We start from the raw sequence: 16,470 nt of genomic DNA, 5'->3' as shown, positions 1-16,470 counted from the left end.
TGTATCAAGGCGCATAGCCTGCGTGAAGGATGATGTGAATGGCGTAACGTGATGCAGCGCTAACCGCAGCATCACAACTCCTCCGCTGTCGTGTTATACTCCGGCAAATTTCCGTATTTTTGGTCGCGCTAGCGACTCACGTTTCCACCCCAGGCGAGAGACAATGTTTGATAATTTAACCGATCGTTTGTCGCGCACGCTGCGCAATATCAGTGGCCGTGGACGCCTTACTGAAGACAACGTAAAAGAGACGCTGCGCGAAGTGCGCATGGCGCTGCTGGAGGCTGACGTTGCGCTGCCGGTAGTGCGTGATTTTATCAATCGCGTAAAAGAAAAAGCGGTTGGTCACGAAGTTAACAAGAGCCTGACCCCGGGTCAGGAGTTCGTCAAAATCGTTCGTAGCGAACTGGTTTCGGCGATGGGCGAAGAGAACGAGACGCTAAACCTGGCGGCGCAACCACCGGCCGTAGTGCTGATGGCGGGCCTGCAGGGTGCGGGTAAAACCACGAGCGTTGGTAAGCTCGGTAAGTTTCTGCGCGAGAAGCACAAGAAGAAAGTGCTGGTCGTCTCTGCCGACGTTTATCGCCCGGCGGCGATCAAACAGCTGGAAACCCTGGCTGAACAGGTTGGCGTAGACTTCTTCCCGTCCGACGTGGGCCAGAAGCCTATCGACATCGTTAACGCGGCGCTGAAAGAAGCGAAGCTGAAATTCTACGACGTGCTGCTGGTGGATACCGCCGGTCGTCTGCACGTTGATGAAGCGATGATGGACGAAATCAAGCAGGTTCACGCGGCGATCAAGCCGGTTGAAACCCTGTTTGTCGTCGACGCAATGACCGGTCAGGATGCGGCGAATACCGCCAAGGCCTTCAACGAAGCGCTGCCGCTGACCGGCGTGGTGTTGACCAAGGTTGACGGTGATGCGCGCGGCGGTGCGGCGCTCTCTATTCGCCACATTACCGGTAAGCCAATCAAGTTCCTCGGCGTCGGCGAGAAAACCGAAGCGCTGGAGCCGTTCCACCCGGATCGTATCGCCTCCCGTATCCTCGGCATGGGCGACGTGCTGTCGCTTATCGAAGATATCGAAAGCAAGGTTGACCGCGCGCAGGCTGAGAAGCTGGCGACTAAGCTTAAGAAGGGCGACGGTTTCGACCTGAACGACTTCTTAGACCAGCTTAAGCAGATGAAAAACATGGGCGGCATGGCAAGCCTGATGGGCAAACTGCCGGGCATGGGCCAGCTCCCGGACAACGTCAAATCCCAGATGGATGACAAAGTGCTGGTGCGTATGGAAGCGATCATCAACTCGATGACGCTGAAAGAGCGCGCGAAGCCGGAAATCATCAAAGGCTCCCGCAAACGTCGTATCGCCCAGGGCTGCGGCCTGCAGGTGCAGGACGTGAACCGTCTGCTGAAGCAGTTCGACGACATGCAGCGCATGATGAAGAAGATGAAGTCGAAGGGCGGCATGATGAAAATGATGCGCGGAATGAAAGGGATGATGCCACCAGGATTCCCTGGCCGTTAATCCCTCCGTTGAAGTGTGCTGGCTTCGGTTAGCGCACTTCGACAATGACAAACACGCCGACTTTGCTCTGCCTATGACGATAACGCCCTGGTTATCGTGCGGTAAAAGGCAGATGTTGATTGCAATTCCCCCAGAAATGAGTAAAATTTTCGGGCTTTTAATATGACACCGGGCCCCTTCCCTCGATGGGGCCCGGTTGTTCTATTCACACAAGAGGATGTTATGGTAACTATTCGTTTAGCTCGTCACGGCGCTAAAAAGCGTCCGTTCTACCAGGTTGTTGTTACTGACAGCCGTAACGCACGCAACGGTCGCTTCATCGAGCGCGTTGGCTTCTTCAACCCAATCGCTTCTGCGACTGAAGAAGGCACCCGTCTGGACCTGGATCGTATCGCACACTGGGTTGGCCAGGGCGCAACTATCTCTGATCGCGTATCTGCGCTGATCAAAGAAGCTAAGAAAGCAGCTTAATCTGTCACGGTGGTCATGATGAGCAAGCAACACACCGCACAAGCACCTGTTGATCCGATCGTATTGGGGAAAATGGGTTCTTCCTACGGTATCCGTGGTTGGCTCAGAGTGTTTTCCTCCACCGAAGACGCCGAAAGCATTTTTGACTATCAGCCCTGGTTAATCCAGAAGGCGGGTCAGTGGCAGACCGTTGAGCTGGAAAGCTGGCGCTACCACAATCAGGATATCGTCATTAAGCTGAAAGGCGTTGACGATCGCGATGCCGCGAATCTGCTGACGAACTGCGAAATTATCGTAGATTCCTCGCAGCTGCCGGCGCTGGAAGATGGAAGCTATTACTGGAAAGACCTGATGGGCTGCCAGGTAGTAACCACTGAAGGCTACGGTCTCGGTAAAGTCATCGATATGATGGAAACCGGGTCAAATGACGTTCTCGTCATTAAGGCAAACCTGAAAGATGCATTTGGCATCAAGGAGCGGTTGGTTCCGTTCCTCGATGGGCAGGTTATCAAGAAAGTCGATCTCGCTACTCGTACTATCGAAGTAGATTGGGATCCTGGTTTTTAAACCACCGGATAAACGGTAAAAGACGGCGCTATGTGGATTGGCATAATTAGCCTGTTTCCTGAAATGTTCCGCGCAATTACCGATTACGGGGTAACTGGCCGGGCAGTTAAAAATGGCCTGCTGAACATCCAGAGCTGGAGTCCTCGTGACTTCACGCATGACCGGCACCGTACCGTGGACGATCGTCCTTACGGCGGCGGACCGGGGATGTTAATGATGGTGCAACCTTTACGGGACGCCATTCATGCAGCAAAAGCCGCGGCAGGTGAAGGCGCGAAGGTGATTTATCTGTCACCTCAGGGACGCAAGCTTGATCAAGCGGGCGTCAGCGAACTGGCCACGAATCAAAAGCTGATTCTGGTATGTGGTCGCTACGAAGGCATAGATGAGCGCGTGATTCAGACCGAGATTGACGAAGAATGGTCTATCGGCGATTACGTTCTCAGCGGTGGTGAGTTACCGGCAATGACGCTGATCGACTCCGTGTCCCGGTTTATTCCGGGCGTACTGGGTCATGAAGCTTCAGCATTCGAAGATTCGTTTGCTGATGGATTGCTGGACTGTCCACACTATACTCGCCCTGAAGTGTTGGAAGGGATGGAGGTACCGCCGGTTCTGCTGTCGGGAAACCATGCTGAGATACGTCGCTGGCGTTTGAAGCAGTCGCTGGGCCGCTCCTGGCTTAGAAGACCTGAACTTCTGGAAAACCTGGCTCTGACTGAAGAGCAAGCAAGGTTGCTGGCGGAGTTCAAACAGGAACACGCACAACAGCAACATAAACATGATGGGCTGGTCTGAGACCCCCAAATATCAGTTTACCCAGGATAAGAGATTAAATTATGAGCAACATTATTAAGCAACTTGAACAAGAACAGATGAAGCAGGACGTACCTTCCTTCCGTCCGGGTGATACCGTGGAAGTGAAAGTATGGGTTGTTGAAGGTTCCAAAAAACGTCTGCAGGCATTTGAGGGCGTGGTTATCGCTATTCGTAGCCGCGGTCTGCACTCTGCATTCACTGTTCGTAAAATTTCCAACGGCGAAGGCGTTGAGCGTGTCTTCCAGACTCACTCTCCAGTTGTTGACAGCATTGCTGTTAAACGTCGTGGTGCTGTACGTAAAGCTAAACTGTACTACCTGCGTGAGCGCACTGGTAAGTCTGCTCGTATCAAAGAGCGTCTTAACTAAGATTCGCGCAAGCGACATCCTGTTAAAAAGGGCTGGCCGAAAGGCTGGCCCTTTTTTATATATGTGGTCAGCTATGGCACTGTGTAACGCTAACGGTTTAAAAATCCCCCATAAAAAATGGCACCTCTCGTTAACAGTTATTAGCTAAATCATTTACAATGCCCGCTCGCATCAGGAGAGTCGAGTGAGCAGAAAAGCCTTCAATCTATCAGCACTAAAACAGCGAGCCGCCTGGCTGGCGCTGTTTGCTATGGCGCTGATTATTGTTGCCCCGCTCATCTCGATTTCGTTGCAGCAATCGCCCATGAGCGCCATGCCGGGCATGCATCATGACATGAGCATGTCGATGCCAATGCCAGCTCACCATTCTGCCCCTGAAAGCATGCCTATCGATCACGGTGAGGCCTGCGGCTACTGCGTGCTTCTCACCCATGTCCCGGGCCTGATTCTGGCCCTGTGCGTTTTGCTAAGCGCACTGATGCTTCGGGTGACGACCGCGCCTCTCCCGTCGTTGGTTTTTCACTGGCGTGACTTCCCCTGGCTCTTCCCCGATACCCGTGCGCCACCGGTGCCGTCTGCTTTACCTGCTTAATAACGATAACTGACGCTTTAGCGTCTCATCGCTCTCGTTTGCATAAAGGAAGAGTATGACAACCTGCACCTCGCGGGCGGCATGGGTGCACCTGCTGCGCCGCCTGCATTTTTTTATCGGCCTGTTTGTCGGGCCCTTTATTTTCGTCGCAGCCCTGACCGGCACGCTGTATGTCGCCACGCCTCAGCTGGAGAACCTGATGTATCGTCAGGCGCTACAGGGGGAGATGAGCGGTGAACGACATTCGCTCGCTGAACAAATCGCCGTGGCGGAACGTGCGTTGGGTACACCGCTGCGTCTGAGCGCGGTACGGCCTGCGCTGGAGGCGGGGGAGACGACGCGGGTGATGTTTGACGACCCCGCGCTTGCGCCCTCTGAGAACCGCGCGATCTTTATCGACCCGATAACCCTCGCGGTGAAAGGCGATATGACGGTCTACGGCACCAGCGGCATCTTACCGCTGCGCCAGTGGATTGATTATGCCCATCGCTCGCTACTGTTGGGGGATATCGGACGTTTGTACAGTGAGCTGGCGGCATCATGGATGTGGGTTGCTGCGCTGGGTGGGGTTGCACTGTGGGCCTTTACCCGGCCAAAACGCCGCATCAAAAACCGTCTGCAGAATACCCGCCGCGTTCACGTCACCCTTGGTTGGTGTCTGCTTGCCGGCATGCTGCTGTTTTCGGCGACCGGCTTAACCTGGTCCCAATGGGCGGGCGGCAACGTTGATAAGCTTCGTGCCACCTTTGGCTGGTTGACGCCACAGGTGAATACCCAGCTACACGGTCGTGAGGCGATGCTGATGGACCCGCATGCGGAGCACCATTCTCATCATCAGGGAATGGTGATGAGCGAGCCGCCGATCGCCGTAGATCGGATTGATGCGATCCTCCAGGCGGCACAACGAGGTGGTATTGATGCAATACATCTCGAAATCCGGCCACCGCGCAGTGTGGATCGCGCCTGGACGGTGACGGAAATCGATCGTCGCTGGCCGACGCAGGTTGATGCGGTGGCTATCGATCCCGGCTCGCTGGCTATTCTCGACTATACCCAGTTCGCCGATTTCCCGCTGATGGCAAAACTCACCCGTTGGGGCGTGGATTTTCACATGGGCGTGCTGTTCGGCCTGCCTAACCAGCTGCTGCTGATGGCGTTTGGCCTGGCGCTCTGTGTCGCGATCGTCATGGGCTATCGCCTCTGGTGGATCAAACGCCCGGCGCAGTCATCGGTGAGCGCTGTCCAGACGTTGGCGCAAAGCTGGCTGGCGCTGGCTCTTCCTGGCAGGGTTCTCACACTGCTGCTGGCGATAGCGTTCGGCCTGGCGTTGCCGGTGATGGGGGCGAGCCTGCTACTGTTTGTGATTATCGACTGGTTACGCTGGCGTAATACGATGGTTCAGCGGGTGTCGCAGACGGCTGAGTAGCGGCCTCAGTGCCGTTGTGGATCGTAGGGCGAGTACGCAGGTGCTCGCCTTTTTTATGTGTGTAATTTTTAATTTACACTTATTGGGCGATTATTTTGCTATTAAATGGTGTCTGTAAATAATAATTTACGCATTTTGGATTGAAATCTTTACTCATTATGATATTGTGGCTGCACCTCATTGAGGAAACCACTATCGCAAACGAGCCATAACAGGTAATGCCAACATGCAAAAAGACGCGCTGAATAACGTAAATATCGCCGATGAACAGATTCTGATCACCCCGGATCAGTTGAAAGCTGAATTCCCGCTCACCGTTGAGCAGGAAGCGCAAATCGCCCAGTCACGTAAAACGATTTCTGACATTATCGCCGGCCGCGATCCGCGCCTGCTGGTAGTGTGTGGGCCTTGCTCTATTCACGATCCTGAAGCTGCCATCGAATACGCGCGTCGATTTAAAACCCTTGCGGAAGAGGTCAGCGATAGCCTCTACCTGGTTATGCGCGTCTATTTTGAAAAGCCTCGTACTACCGTTGGCTGGAAAGGGCTTATCAACGATCCGCACATGGATGGCTCGTTTGATGTGGAAGGTGGTCTGAAAATTGCGCGTAATCTGTTGGTAGAACTGGTCAGCATGGGGCTGCCGCTGGCAACCGAAGCGCTGGACCCGAACAGCCCGCAGTACCTGGGCGACCTGTTTAGCTGGTCCGCGATTGGTGCGCGTACTACCGAATCTCAGACCCACCGTGAAATGGCGTCTGGTCTGTCGATGCCGGTTGGTTTCAAAAACGGTACCGATGGTTCACTGGCGACCGCTATCAACGCTATGCGTGCGGCGGCGATGCCACACCGCTTTGTCGGTATCAACCAGGCCGGTCAGGTCTGCCTGCTGCGTACTCAGGGTAACCCGGATGGTCATGTGATCCTGCGCGGCGGTAAAAAACCGAACTACGGCCCGGAAGATGTGGCGCAGTGTGAAAAAGAGATGGAACAAGCAGGACTGCGCGCATCGCTGATGGTAGATTGCAGTCATGGTAATTCCAATAAAGACTACCGCCGTCAGCCTGCGGTGGCGGAATCCGTTGTCGCACAGATCAAGGATGGTAACCGTTCCATTATTGGTTTGATGATTGAGAGCAATATTCACGAAGGTAACCAGTCTTCCGAGCAGCCGCGCTGTGAGATGAAATACGGTGTATCGGTTACCGATGCCTGTATTAGCTGGGAAGCGACGGATGCGCTGCTGCGTGAGCTCGACAAGGATTTGCGCGGCCATCTGGCGGCTCGTCTGGCGTAAGAGGATTGTATGGTTGCTGAACTGACCGCGCTGCGCGATCAAATTGATGAAGTAGATAAAGCGCTGCTGAGCCTGCTGGCTAAGCGCCTGGAACTGGTGGCGGAAGTCGGGGAAGTCAAAAGCAAATATGGCTTACCGATTTACGTCCCGGAGCGTGAAGCGTCGATGCTGGCTTCACGCCGCAAAGAGGCGGCCGCGTTGGGCGTGCCGCCCGATTTGATTGAAGATGTGCTGCGTCGCGTAATGCGTGAATCTTACTCCAGCGAAAACGACAAAGGCTTTAAAACCCTGTGTCCGTCGCTGCGCCCGGTGGTGATCGTGGGTGGCGGTGGCCAGATGGGGCGGCTGTTTGAAAAGATGCTGACGCTGTCAGGCTATCAGGTACGGACGCTGGAGAAAGATGACTGGGCACGCGCGCCAGAGTTGGTCGCTGACGCCGGAATGGTGATTGTCAGCGTCCCTATTCACGTGACCGAGCAAATCATTGAGAAGCTGCCGCCGCTGCCAGCGGATTGTATTCTTGTCGATCTGGCGTCGGTGAAAGCGGGCCCGTTACAGGCCATGCTTTCCGCGCACCAGGGCCCCGTTTTAGGGCTGCACCCGATGTTTGGCCCGGACAGCGGCAGCCTGGCAAAACAGGTGGTGGTGTACTGCGATGGCCGTCAGCCGGAAGCGTACCAGTGGTTCCTCGAACAGATTCAGGTCTGGGGCGCGCGTCTGCATCGCATCAGCGCAGTAGAGCACGACCAGAACATGGCCTTTATCCAGGCGCTGCGCCACTTTGCGACCTTCGCTTACGGCCTGCATCTGGCGGAAGAGAACGTCCAGCTAGAGCAACTGCTGGCGCTCTCGTCACCGATTTACCGCCTCGAACTGGCGATGGTCGGGCGACTGTTCGCTCAGGACCCGCAGCTGTATGCTGACATCATTATGTCGTCCGGTAACAACCTGGCGCTGATTAAACGCTACTACCAGCGTTTCGGAGAGGCTATCGGCCTGCTGGAGCAGGGGAACAAGCAGGCGTTTATCGACAGCTTCCGCAAAGTTGAACACTGGTTCGGTGACTACGCGCAGCGCTTCCAGAGTGAGAGCCGCGTCCTGTTACGGCAGGCGAACGACAGTCGGCAATAACGAAACTGTATATACTTGAAAGCCAGGGGAAATCCTCTGGCTTTTTTTATGGGATGAACAGAATGGCTGACGCAAACCTGCTGTTTGATTACACCGGCCACCTGCCGGAATGCCCGACCTGGAGCGAAGCGGAACAAGCGCTTTACTGGGCCGATATCATGGAGTGTGAAATTCACCGCTATGCGCTGGCGACCGGTGAGCACCGGGTTTTACAGTTCCCGGAAGAGGTGGGCTGTTTTTCCCTGCGGGAGAACGGTGGCTTTATTGTCGCTCTACGCAGCGCCATCTGGCTTGCCGACAGCCGTGGACTGCTGCAGCATAAAGTTTGCGATAACCCGAGTAACCCGCAGCTGGCGCGATTTAACGACGGCGGTACTGACCGTGATGGGCGCTTTTACGCCGGCACCTTCTGGGGACCGGGTGACTATAACGGCGCGCTGCTGGTGCGGATTGATAATCAGCTGACGCCGAAAGTGGTGCAGTGCGATATTCACGGCGCCAACGGGCTGGCCTTTAGCGAAGATAAACGCTGGATGTATACCTCCGATACGCCAAACGGCGTGATTTACCGTACGCCGTTGGATGAGCATGGCGAGCCGCAAAAGCGTGAGGTGTTTCGTCAGTTTAAAACGGGAGAAGGCATTCCTGACGGGGCGGCTATCGACGAAGAAGGATGCTACTGGAGCGCGATGTTTGATGGTTGGCGGATTGCACGCTTCTCACCAACGGGTGAACAGCTCGCCGAGTATCGCTTGCCGGTGCGCTGCCCGACGATGGTGTGCTTTGGTGGCGCGGATAGGCGCACGCTGTTTATCACCACCACCCGCGAGAATATGTCGGCGGAGGAGGTGGCGCAGTATCCGCTTTCCGGCGCCATCTTCACCCTGCCGGTAGAGGTAGCAGGGATGAAGAAGCTGCCGTTTATTGAACGTTAAACCGGGTCGACGGGGACCACGTTTTCGCTTGGGTAGCAGCCCAGCACTTTCATGGAACGGGTGATCCCGGAGAGCTCTTTCAGCGCCTTTTGCATCGGCAGGGATTCCAGGTTGGCCTGGATGTCGAGATAAAACATCTCTTCCCACGGGTTGCCATGAATAGGACGTGATTCGAGCTTGGTCATGATCAGGTTGTGGTTGCGCAGGACCAGCAGCGCTTCAACCAGCGCACCGGCCTGTTGTCCGGTCGCGATAAGCAGGGTCGTTTTCGCTGGAACCTGATCGGAGACGTTCACCGATTTGCGTGCCAGCACCAGGAAGCGGGTAATGTTCTGCGTCTGGTTAGCCTGGCAATGCTCCAGTACCTGCAGGCCGTACAGCTTGCCACCGGCTTCACTGCCCAGCGCGGCAACGGTCGGGGAGTTGGCCTGCGCCACTTTTTCCATCGCCGCCGAGGTGCTCTCGGTGTACTCAATTTTCCACTGCGGGTAGTGGCTCAGGAACTGGCTGCACTGCTGGAACGGCTGCGGGTGGCTGTAGACCGTCTCGATGGTTTCAAGCGTCGTTGTACCGTTCACCAGCACGCAGTGGTCGATAGGCACCGTCATCTCGCCCACAATCGACAGGCTGGTGTGCTGCAACAGATCGTAGACATCGTTAATCCCGCCGGAGCTGGTATTTTCAATCGGCACGACGGCGTAGTCGGCCTGACCGGTCTCGACCTGATTAAAGATATCGGCGAACTTCAGGCAGCCGCTTTCGATGAACTGTTCAAAGTGGCGAGCTGCGTACTGGCGTGCCGCCAGATGGGAGTACGACCCTTTTGGTCCCAGAAACGCGATGCGCGCTGAGTGCGGGTTAATCTGGTTTAAATGCTGTTGCAGCAGGGTTTGCTGGGTGAGTACCGAATCTTCAATGATGAGCTGGAACAGCCGCGTGATGTAGTGCGCATCAAGCTGGTGGGTTTTGCCGATGGTGATAAGACGCTCCAGCAGGTCACGCTCGCGGTCGATGTCGCGCACCGGGCGATGGGAGGCCAGCTTGGCTTTGCCAACTTCCACGGCGAGGCCGCGGCGTTCTGCCAGCAGGCTGACCAGTTTTTCATCTAGGGCGCTTATCTTATCGCGTATTGCCAATAACGGGTTTTCCGAAGTCATCATGTTTGCCTTTCTTGTTATCAATAAAAAAGGCCTCCCGGGTGGGAGGCCTTATTGTTCGTCTTCGCATTCTTTATCTCACGACGAAACGCCTCCCAATCAGGGGAAGGTAAAAAAGAATGCGAAGAAAAACGGTAGTCGTATCACAGCAGGTTAATTCCTTAGTGTGGTGAGGTTTTACAGTACCCGCTCTGTTTTCGTTCTGTCAATAAAAAACGCGCCCGAAGGCGCGTTGGCGATACACATTAAAGTACAAAGTTCAGTTTACTCTTCTTCAACTTCTTCTACGAAGCTTGCGTCTTTCACCGATGTGGTGGCGCGACGGGCTTCCCCTTTGTGTTGCACCTTATTGAGCTGCCGTTCCAGCTTGTTGATCAATTCGTTAATGGCGGTGTACATATCTTCATGTTTAGCGCTGGCGACCAGATGCCCGTTCGGGGTATTCATCGTGGCGTCCGCTACAAATCCCTGTGGCTCTTTGGACAGGATGATATGCGGGTTGATTAAGTGGGTTTGCCATTTTTCCAATTTTGAGAGACGGTCTGCGACATGCTGGCGAATAGCCGGAGTAATTTCCATTTGTTTACTGGTAATGTTCATTGTCATAAATTTTACCTCTTGTCTTTCCGTCTTGGTGATTCCAGCATACCTCGGATTTGGTTAAAATGTGTGATAAAGATCACATTATTTTGTCACTTTTTGTCAGTGCATTCATTTTGTGAGTCAGGACAGGAAGAAGTGATTTTTTACTTGTCGGTTCGGGAAAATGCAGCCATATTTGATAGGATGACCTGGAGCTAAACCGCTTCAGCAATGACGTAAAACGAATAAAAAAACGGCAGCCTCAGGGCTGCCGTTTTGCTTGATAGGATTGTCCGAATCAGGACTGAGTGTTTTTGCTGTTGGCCGCAATGATTTTTGCGACTTTGTCAGCCTGCGCGGTCATCTGCATTTCACGATAGGCGTTTTCCATCTTAGGAAGCGCGTCGCGGGTGGCCTGAGTGTCCGGGTAGTTACGCATCATGTTTTCAGTGCGGTTAACCACGGCTACCCATGCACCACGTGCAGTGTAGTAATCAACAACGGAAAGTTCATATTTCGCCAGACGATCTTTCAGGAAGACCAGACGCTTGTTGGCATCGGTGACGTACTGACTGTTCGGGTAGCCGCGCACCAGCTTCGAGAAGTCATTGAATGCGTCACGCGCGTGCTGCGGATCGCGGTCGGAACGATCGACGCCGAAGAAGCCCTGCAGCGCGCTATCATCCAGCGCCATATTCGTCAGACCACGCATGTACATCACGTAGTCGATGTTCGGATGGGTTGGATTCAGACGGATGAAACGGTCAATTGCGGCCTGGGCCAGCGGCAGATCGGCATTTTTATAGTATGCGTAGATCAGATCCAGCTGAACCTGCTGAGAATATGGTCCAAACGGATAGCGGTTATCCAACGCTTCCAGTTGCGTTATTGCCTGTTTCCAGTTACCGTCCTGCAGCTTTTGCTGAGCAGTTGCGTAGATTTCATTAGGCGGATTATCAGGAACTTCGTCCTTTGAACCAGAGCACCCCGCCAAAGCCAGGCTCAACGTGGCCGCTGCCACCAGATATTTCATGCGCGTCATGACGTTTTGACTTTCCTCAAAATGTTTATACGGGATATTCATAGTTCCTGTTCCCGATTAAGACCAGCTACAATAGCACACTATATTAAACGGCGAAGCCGTAAAAACCCAACGTTAACGAAGAAGCTGTATATGGCACAACGAGTACAACTCACCGCAACGGTGTCCGAGTCACAACTTGGACAACGCTTAGATCAGGCTTTGGCCGAAATGTTCCCTGATTATTCGCGTTCGCGCATAAAAGAATGGATCCTCGACCAACGCGTACAGGTAAATGGCAAAGTTTCAGACAAGCCAAAAGAGAAAGTCATGGGCGGCGAAACCGTCTCTATTGACGCCGAAATTGACGAAGAGATCCGCTTTGAAGCGCAGGATATCCCACTCGATATCGTTTATGAAGATGACGACATCATGGTCATCAACAAACCACGTGACCTCGTGGTGCACCCTGGCGCTGGTAACCCGGACGGCACGGTACTGAACGCGCTGCTGCACTACTATCCGCCGATTGCCGATGTACCGCGTGCGGGCATCGTACACCGTCTGGATAAAGACACGACCGGTTTGATGGTGGTGGCGAAAACCGTTCCGGCGCAAACGCGTCTGGTGGAATCGCTGCAGCTGCGTGAGATCACCCGCGAGTACGAAGCGGTCGCGATTGGTCACATGACCGCAGGCGGTAGCGTTGAAGAACCGATCAGCCGTCACCCGACCAAGCGTACGCACATGGCGGTACACCCGATGGGTAAACCGGCGGTAACGCACTATCGCATTATGGAACACTTCCGTGTGCACACGCGTCTGCGGCTGCGTCTGGAAACCGGACGTACGCACCAGATCCGCGTGCACATGGCGCATATCACCCATTCACTGGTGGGCGATCAGGTCTATGGTGGCCGCCCGCGTCCGCCGAAAGGCGCATCGGATGAGTTCATTTCCGTACTGCGTAAGTTTGACCGTCAGGCGCTTCACGCGACCATGCTGCGTCTCTATCACCCGATTTCGGGGATTGAAATGGAATGGCATGCGCCAATCCCGCAGGATATGGTTGATCTGATCGAAGTGATGCGCGACGACTTTGAAGAACATAAGGATGACGTAGACTGGCTATGACCAAAATCATTGTCCCGGAGTGGCCGCTGCCAGCAAGCGTAGCGGCCTGCAGTTCAACGCGCGTGGGCGGGGTTAGCGAAGGGGCGTGGGATTCTCTGAATCTCGGTGCCCACTGTGGCGATAATCTTGATCACGTAGAAGAGAACCGTAAGCGTATGTTTGCGGCAGGTAAACTGCCGTCGAAACCGGTGTGGCTTGAGCAGGTACACGGTAAAGAGGTTCTGCATCTGACCGGTGAACCTTATGCCTCTAAGCGCGCCGATGCTTCCTATAGCAATACGCCCGGGACCGTGTGTGCGGTGATGACAGCCGATTGTCTGCCGGTGCTTTTCTGTAATAAAGCCGGAACCGAAGTCGCCGCAGCGCATGCCGGATGGCGCGGGCTGTGCGACGGCGTGCTGGAAGAGACCGTTGCCTGCTTCAAAGATAGCCCAGAGAACATTATTGCCTGGCTTGGCCCGGCGATTGGGCCGCTGGCTTTCGAAGTCGGCCCGGAAGTGCGTGAAGCGTTTATGGCGAAAGATGCCAATGCGGTTAGCGCCTTCCGTCCTGCCGGCGAAAAATACTATGCTGATATCTACCAGCTGGCGCGTCAGCGTTTGGGGAATATCGGCGTAACCGCACTCTTTGGTGGTGACCGCTGTACCTTCAGCGAAAAAGATGATTTCTTCTCTTACCGCCGTGACCGTACTACGGGTCGTATGGCAAGTTTCATCTGGCTGATATAACCTATAGAATCAAGACGATCCAGAAGGCAGACATTTTTTTCTCATTGACCAGGTCATTTAACCTTGAATAATTGAGGGATGACCTCATTTAATCTCCTGTAGCAAATTTGACCTAGTATGGGAGGAGTCATGCGTCTGGATCGTCTTACCAATAAATTCCAGCTTGCTCTTGCCGATGCCCAGTCGCTCGCACTGGGGCACGACAACCAATTTATCGAACCTCTTCACTTAATGAGCGCCTTGCTGAATCAGGAAGGGGGCTCGGTACGTCCTTTATTAACCTCTGCTGGCATTAATGCTGGCCAGTTGCGTACCGCTATCGATCAGGCGTTGAGCCGTTTACCTCAGGTGGAAGGCACCGGTGGAGACGTGCAGCCGTCTCAGGATCTGATGCGCGTGTTGAATCTTTGCGACAAGCTGGCGCAAAAACGCAACGATAACTTTATTTCGTCAGAGCTGTTCGTTCTGGCGGCGCTTGAGTCACGTGGCACTCTGACTGACCTGCTGAAATCAGCGGGGGCGACAACGGCCAATATTACTCAGGCTATTGAACAGATGCGCGGGGGTGAAAGCGTGAATGACCAGGGTGCCGAAGACCAACGTCAGGCATTGAAAAAATACACGGTCGATCTGACCGAGCGCGCCGAGCAGGGCAAACTTGACCCGGTTATCGGCCGTGATGAAGAAATTCGCCGTACCATTCAGGTACTGCAGCGTCGTACGAAAAACAACCCGGTGTTAATCGGTGAACCGGGCGTCGGTAAAACGGCCATTGTTGAAGGGCTGGCGCAGCGCATTATTAACGGTGAAGTTCCGGAAGGCTTAAAAGGCCGCCGTGTACTGGCGCTGGATATGGGCGCGCTGGTGGCCGGGGCGAAATACCGCGGTGAGTTTGAAGAGCGTCTGAAAGGCGTACTGAACGACCTGGCGAAACAGGAAGGCAATGTCATCCTGTTTATCGATGAGCTGCATACCATGGTCGGGGCGGGTAAAGCCGACGGCGCGATGGATGCTGGCAACATGCTGAAACCGGCGCTGGCGCGTGGGGAACTCCACTGCGTAGGCGCGACGACGCTGGATGAATACCGTCAGTACATCGAAAAAGATGCGGCGCTGGAACGTCGATTCCAGAAAGTGTTTGTCGCTGAGCCAACGGTAGAAGACACCATCGCGATTCTGCGTGGTTTGAAAGAACGTTATGAACTGCACCACCACGTGCAGATTACTGACCCGGCAATCGTGGCGGCAGCAACGCTGTCTCACCGCTATATTGCCGACCGTCAGTTGCCGGATAAAGCCATCGACCTTATCGATGAAGCAGCGTCCAGTATTCGTATGCAGATTGACTCGAAGCCGGAAGAGCTCGACCGACTCGACCGCCGTATCATTCAGCTGAAGCTGGAACAGCAGGCATTAATGAAAGAGTCTGATGAGGCGAGTAAGAAACGTCTCGACATGCTGAACGATGAGCTGAGCGATAAAGAGCGTCAGTACTCTGAGTTAGAAGAAGAGTGGAAAGCGGAAAAAGCCTCCCTTTCCGGCACGCAAACGATTAAGGCAGAACTGGAGCAGGCGAAAATCGCCATCGAGCAGGCGCGTCGCGTCGGCGACCTGGCGCGGATGTCCGAGTTGCAGTATGGCAAAATTCCAGAGCTGGAAAAACAGCTGGAAGCGGCAACGCAGTCTGAAGGTAAAACCATGCGCCTGTTACGTAATAAAGTGACGGATGCTGAGATTGCCGAAGTGCTGGCGCGCTGGACCGGTATTCCGGTTGCCCGCATGCTGGAAGGCGAGCGTGAGAAACTGCTGCGTATGGAGCAGGATCTGCACAGCCGCGTGATTGGGCAGAACGAAGCGGTTGAAGCGGTATCGAATGCGATTCGCCGTAGCCGTGCCGGGCTGTCCGATCCTAACCGTCCGATTGGTTCATTCCTGTTCCTGGGGCCAACCGGGGTAGGTAAAACCGAACTGTGTAAAGCGCTGGCTAACTTTATGTTCGACAGCGACGACGCCATGGTGCGTATCGACATGTCCGAGTTTATGGAGAAACACTCCGTGTCTCGTCTGGTCGGTGCGCCTCCGGGATATGTTGGTTATGAAGAGGGCGGTTATCTGACGGAAGCGGTTCGTCGTCGTCCTTATTCTGTCATCCTGCTGGATGAAGTCGAGAAGGCGCATCCGGATGTGTTCAACATTCTGCTGCAGGTTCTGGACGACGGTCGTCTGACCGACGGGCAGGGGAGAACGGTCGACTTCCGTAACACGGTGGTCATCATGACCTCTAACCTCGGCTCTGACCTGATTCAGGAACGTTTCGGCGAACTGGACTACGGGCATATGAAAGATCTGGTACTGGGCGTGGTCAGCCACAGCTTCCGTCCAGAGTTCATCAACCGTATAGATGAAGTGGTTGTCTTCCATCCGTTGGGTGAAAAACATATTGCGTCGATTGCCCAGATTCAGCTGCAACGACTCTACCAGCGTCTGGAAGAGCGTGGCTACGAAACGCAGATGTCTGATGAAGCGCTGCAGTTGCTGAGTCAGAATGGTTACGATCCGGTATATGGTGCACGTCCGTTGAAACGTGCTATCCAGCAGCAGATCGAAAACCCGCTGGCCCAGCAGATTCTGTCCGGCGAGCTGATTCCTGGTAAAGTTATCCGCCTGGAAGTCAAAGACGACCAGATTGTGGCAGTGCAGTAAGTCACAAAAAG

Annotated in this window: 16 protein-coding genes and 1 other annotated feature; of the genes, 13 read left to right on the top strand and 3 right to left on the bottom strand. The window is 54.4% G+C overall.

The window, feature by feature from the left end; all coding sequences use genetic code 11:
• Positions 1 to 163 precede the first annotated feature (163 nt).
• From ffh to AB2B48_RS12455, 10 genes are all read left to right on the top strand, one after another.
• Positions 164 to 1,528 (top strand): signal recognition particle protein, encoded by a 1,365-nt coding sequence (gene ffh / locus AB2B48_RS12500; RefSeq protein WP_185668765.1) that lies wholly within the window; start codon positions 164 to 166, stop codon positions 1,526 to 1,528.
• A 222-nt stretch (positions 1,529 to 1,750) separates the two neighbouring features.
• Entirely contained in the window at positions 1,751 to 1,999 is a 249-nt protein-coding gene (rpsP, locus tag AB2B48_RS12495) for a 30S ribosomal protein S16 (RefSeq protein WP_185064520.1), read from the top strand.
• Positions 2,000 to 2,017: 18 nt separating this feature from the next.
• Entirely contained in the window at positions 2,018 to 2,566 is a 549-nt protein-coding gene (gene rimM, locus AB2B48_RS12490) for a ribosome maturation factor RimM (RefSeq protein ID WP_035894946.1), read from the top strand.
• A gap of 30 nt (positions 2,567 to 2,596) precedes the next feature.
• Entirely contained in the window at positions 2,597 to 3,364 is a 768-nt protein-coding gene (trmD, locus tag AB2B48_RS12485; protein ID WP_035894947.1) for a tRNA (guanosine(37)-N1)-methyltransferase TrmD, read from the top strand.
• Positions 3,365 to 3,405: 41 nt separating this feature from the next.
• Positions 3,406 to 3,753, top strand: a complete 348-nt coding sequence (gene rplS, locus AB2B48_RS12480) for a 50S ribosomal protein L19 (protein WP_006687325.1) — start codon at positions 3,406 to 3,408, stop codon at positions 3,751 to 3,753.
• Between the two features lie 250 nt (positions 3,754 to 4,003).
• The gene (locus AB2B48_RS12475; RefSeq protein WP_368301955.1) at positions 4,004 to 4,345 is read left to right on the top strand and encodes a DUF2946 domain-containing protein; all 342 of its coding nucleotides are present in this window, start codon (positions 4,004 to 4,006) and stop codon (positions 4,343 to 4,345) included.
• A gap of 55 nt (positions 4,346 to 4,400) precedes the next feature.
• Positions 4,401 to 5,771 carry a PepSY-associated TM helix domain-containing protein gene (locus tag AB2B48_RS12470; protein ID WP_368299303.1) on the top strand — a complete coding sequence of 457 codons (1,371 nt, stop codon included), beginning with the start codon at positions 4,401 to 4,403 and terminating at the stop codon, positions 5,769 to 5,771.
• Positions 5,772 to 5,997: 226 nt separating this feature from the next.
• The gene (gene aroF, locus AB2B48_RS12465; RefSeq protein ID WP_185668768.1) at positions 5,998 to 7,068 is read left to right on the top strand and encodes a 3-deoxy-7-phosphoheptulonate synthase AroF; all 1,071 of its coding nucleotides are present in this window, start codon (positions 5,998 to 6,000) and stop codon (positions 7,066 to 7,068) included.
• A gap of 9 nt (positions 7,069 to 7,077) precedes the next feature.
• Positions 7,078 to 8,199 carry a bifunctional chorismate mutase/prephenate dehydrogenase gene (gene tyrA / locus AB2B48_RS12460; protein WP_035894955.1) on the top strand — a complete coding sequence of 374 codons (1,122 nt, stop codon included), beginning with the start codon at positions 7,078 to 7,080 and terminating at the stop codon, positions 8,197 to 8,199.
• A gap of 62 nt (positions 8,200 to 8,261) precedes the next feature.
• Positions 8,262 to 9,134 carry an SMP-30/gluconolactonase/LRE family protein gene (locus tag AB2B48_RS12455; protein WP_368299301.1) on the top strand — a complete coding sequence of 291 codons (873 nt, stop codon included), beginning with the start codon at positions 8,262 to 8,264 and terminating at the stop codon, positions 9,132 to 9,134.
• Here the strand turns inward: AB2B48_RS12455 and pheA are convergent.
• From pheA to bamD, 3 genes are all read right to left on the bottom strand, one after another.
• On the bottom strand, positions 9,131 to 10,291 hold the full coding sequence (pheA, locus tag AB2B48_RS12450) for a bifunctional chorismate mutase/prephenate dehydratase (protein WP_333013172.1): 1,161 nt from the start codon (positions 10,289 to 10,291) through the stop codon (positions 9,131 to 9,133). The two genes, AB2B48_RS12455 and pheA, sit on opposite strands and share 4 nt — an antisense overlap.
• 23 nt (positions 10,292 to 10,314) lie before the next feature.
• Positions 10,315 to 10,439: a sequence feature (Phe leader region), on the bottom strand.
• A 116-nt stretch (positions 10,440 to 10,555) separates the two neighbouring features.
• Entirely contained in the window at positions 10,556 to 10,897 is a 342-nt protein-coding gene (raiA, locus tag AB2B48_RS12445; protein WP_185668771.1) for a ribosome-associated translation inhibitor RaiA, read from the bottom strand.
• 274 nt (positions 10,898 to 11,171) lie between these two features.
• Entirely contained in the window at positions 11,172 to 11,915 is a 744-nt protein-coding gene (gene bamD, locus AB2B48_RS12440) for an outer membrane protein assembly factor BamD (protein WP_062779280.1), read from the bottom strand.
• 132 nt (positions 11,916 to 12,047) lie between these two features.
• On the opposite strand from bamD, the gene rluD reads away from it, so the two are divergent.
• From rluD to clpB, 3 genes are all read left to right on the top strand, one after another.
• Positions 12,048 to 13,028 carry a 23S rRNA pseudouridine(1911/1915/1917) synthase RluD gene (gene rluD / locus AB2B48_RS12435; protein ID WP_368299300.1) on the top strand — a complete coding sequence of 327 codons (981 nt, stop codon included), beginning with the start codon at positions 12,048 to 12,050 and terminating at the stop codon, positions 13,026 to 13,028.
• Positions 13,025 to 13,756 (top strand): purine nucleoside phosphorylase YfiH, encoded by a 732-nt coding sequence (gene yfiH, locus AB2B48_RS12430; RefSeq protein WP_368299299.1) that lies wholly within the window; start codon positions 13,025 to 13,027, stop codon positions 13,754 to 13,756. The genes rluD and yfiH overlap by 4 nt, the downstream gene beginning before the upstream one ends.
• Positions 13,757 to 13,885: 129 nt before the next feature.
• The gene (clpB, locus tag AB2B48_RS12425) at positions 13,886 to 16,459 is read left to right on the top strand and encodes an ATP-dependent chaperone ClpB (RefSeq protein ID WP_368299298.1); all 2,574 of its coding nucleotides are present in this window, start codon (positions 13,886 to 13,888) and stop codon (positions 16,457 to 16,459) included.
• Positions 16,460 to 16,470: the final 11 nt, after the last annotated feature.

This window comes from Kluyvera sichuanensis (assembly GCF_040930405.1).
GTDB classification, from domain to species: domain Bacteria; phylum Pseudomonadota; class Gammaproteobacteria; order Enterobacterales; family Enterobacteriaceae; genus Kluyvera; species Kluyvera sichuanensis.
Note: the sequence above shows the minus strand (reverse complement) of the source record. Positions and strands in the feature narration are given on the sequence as shown.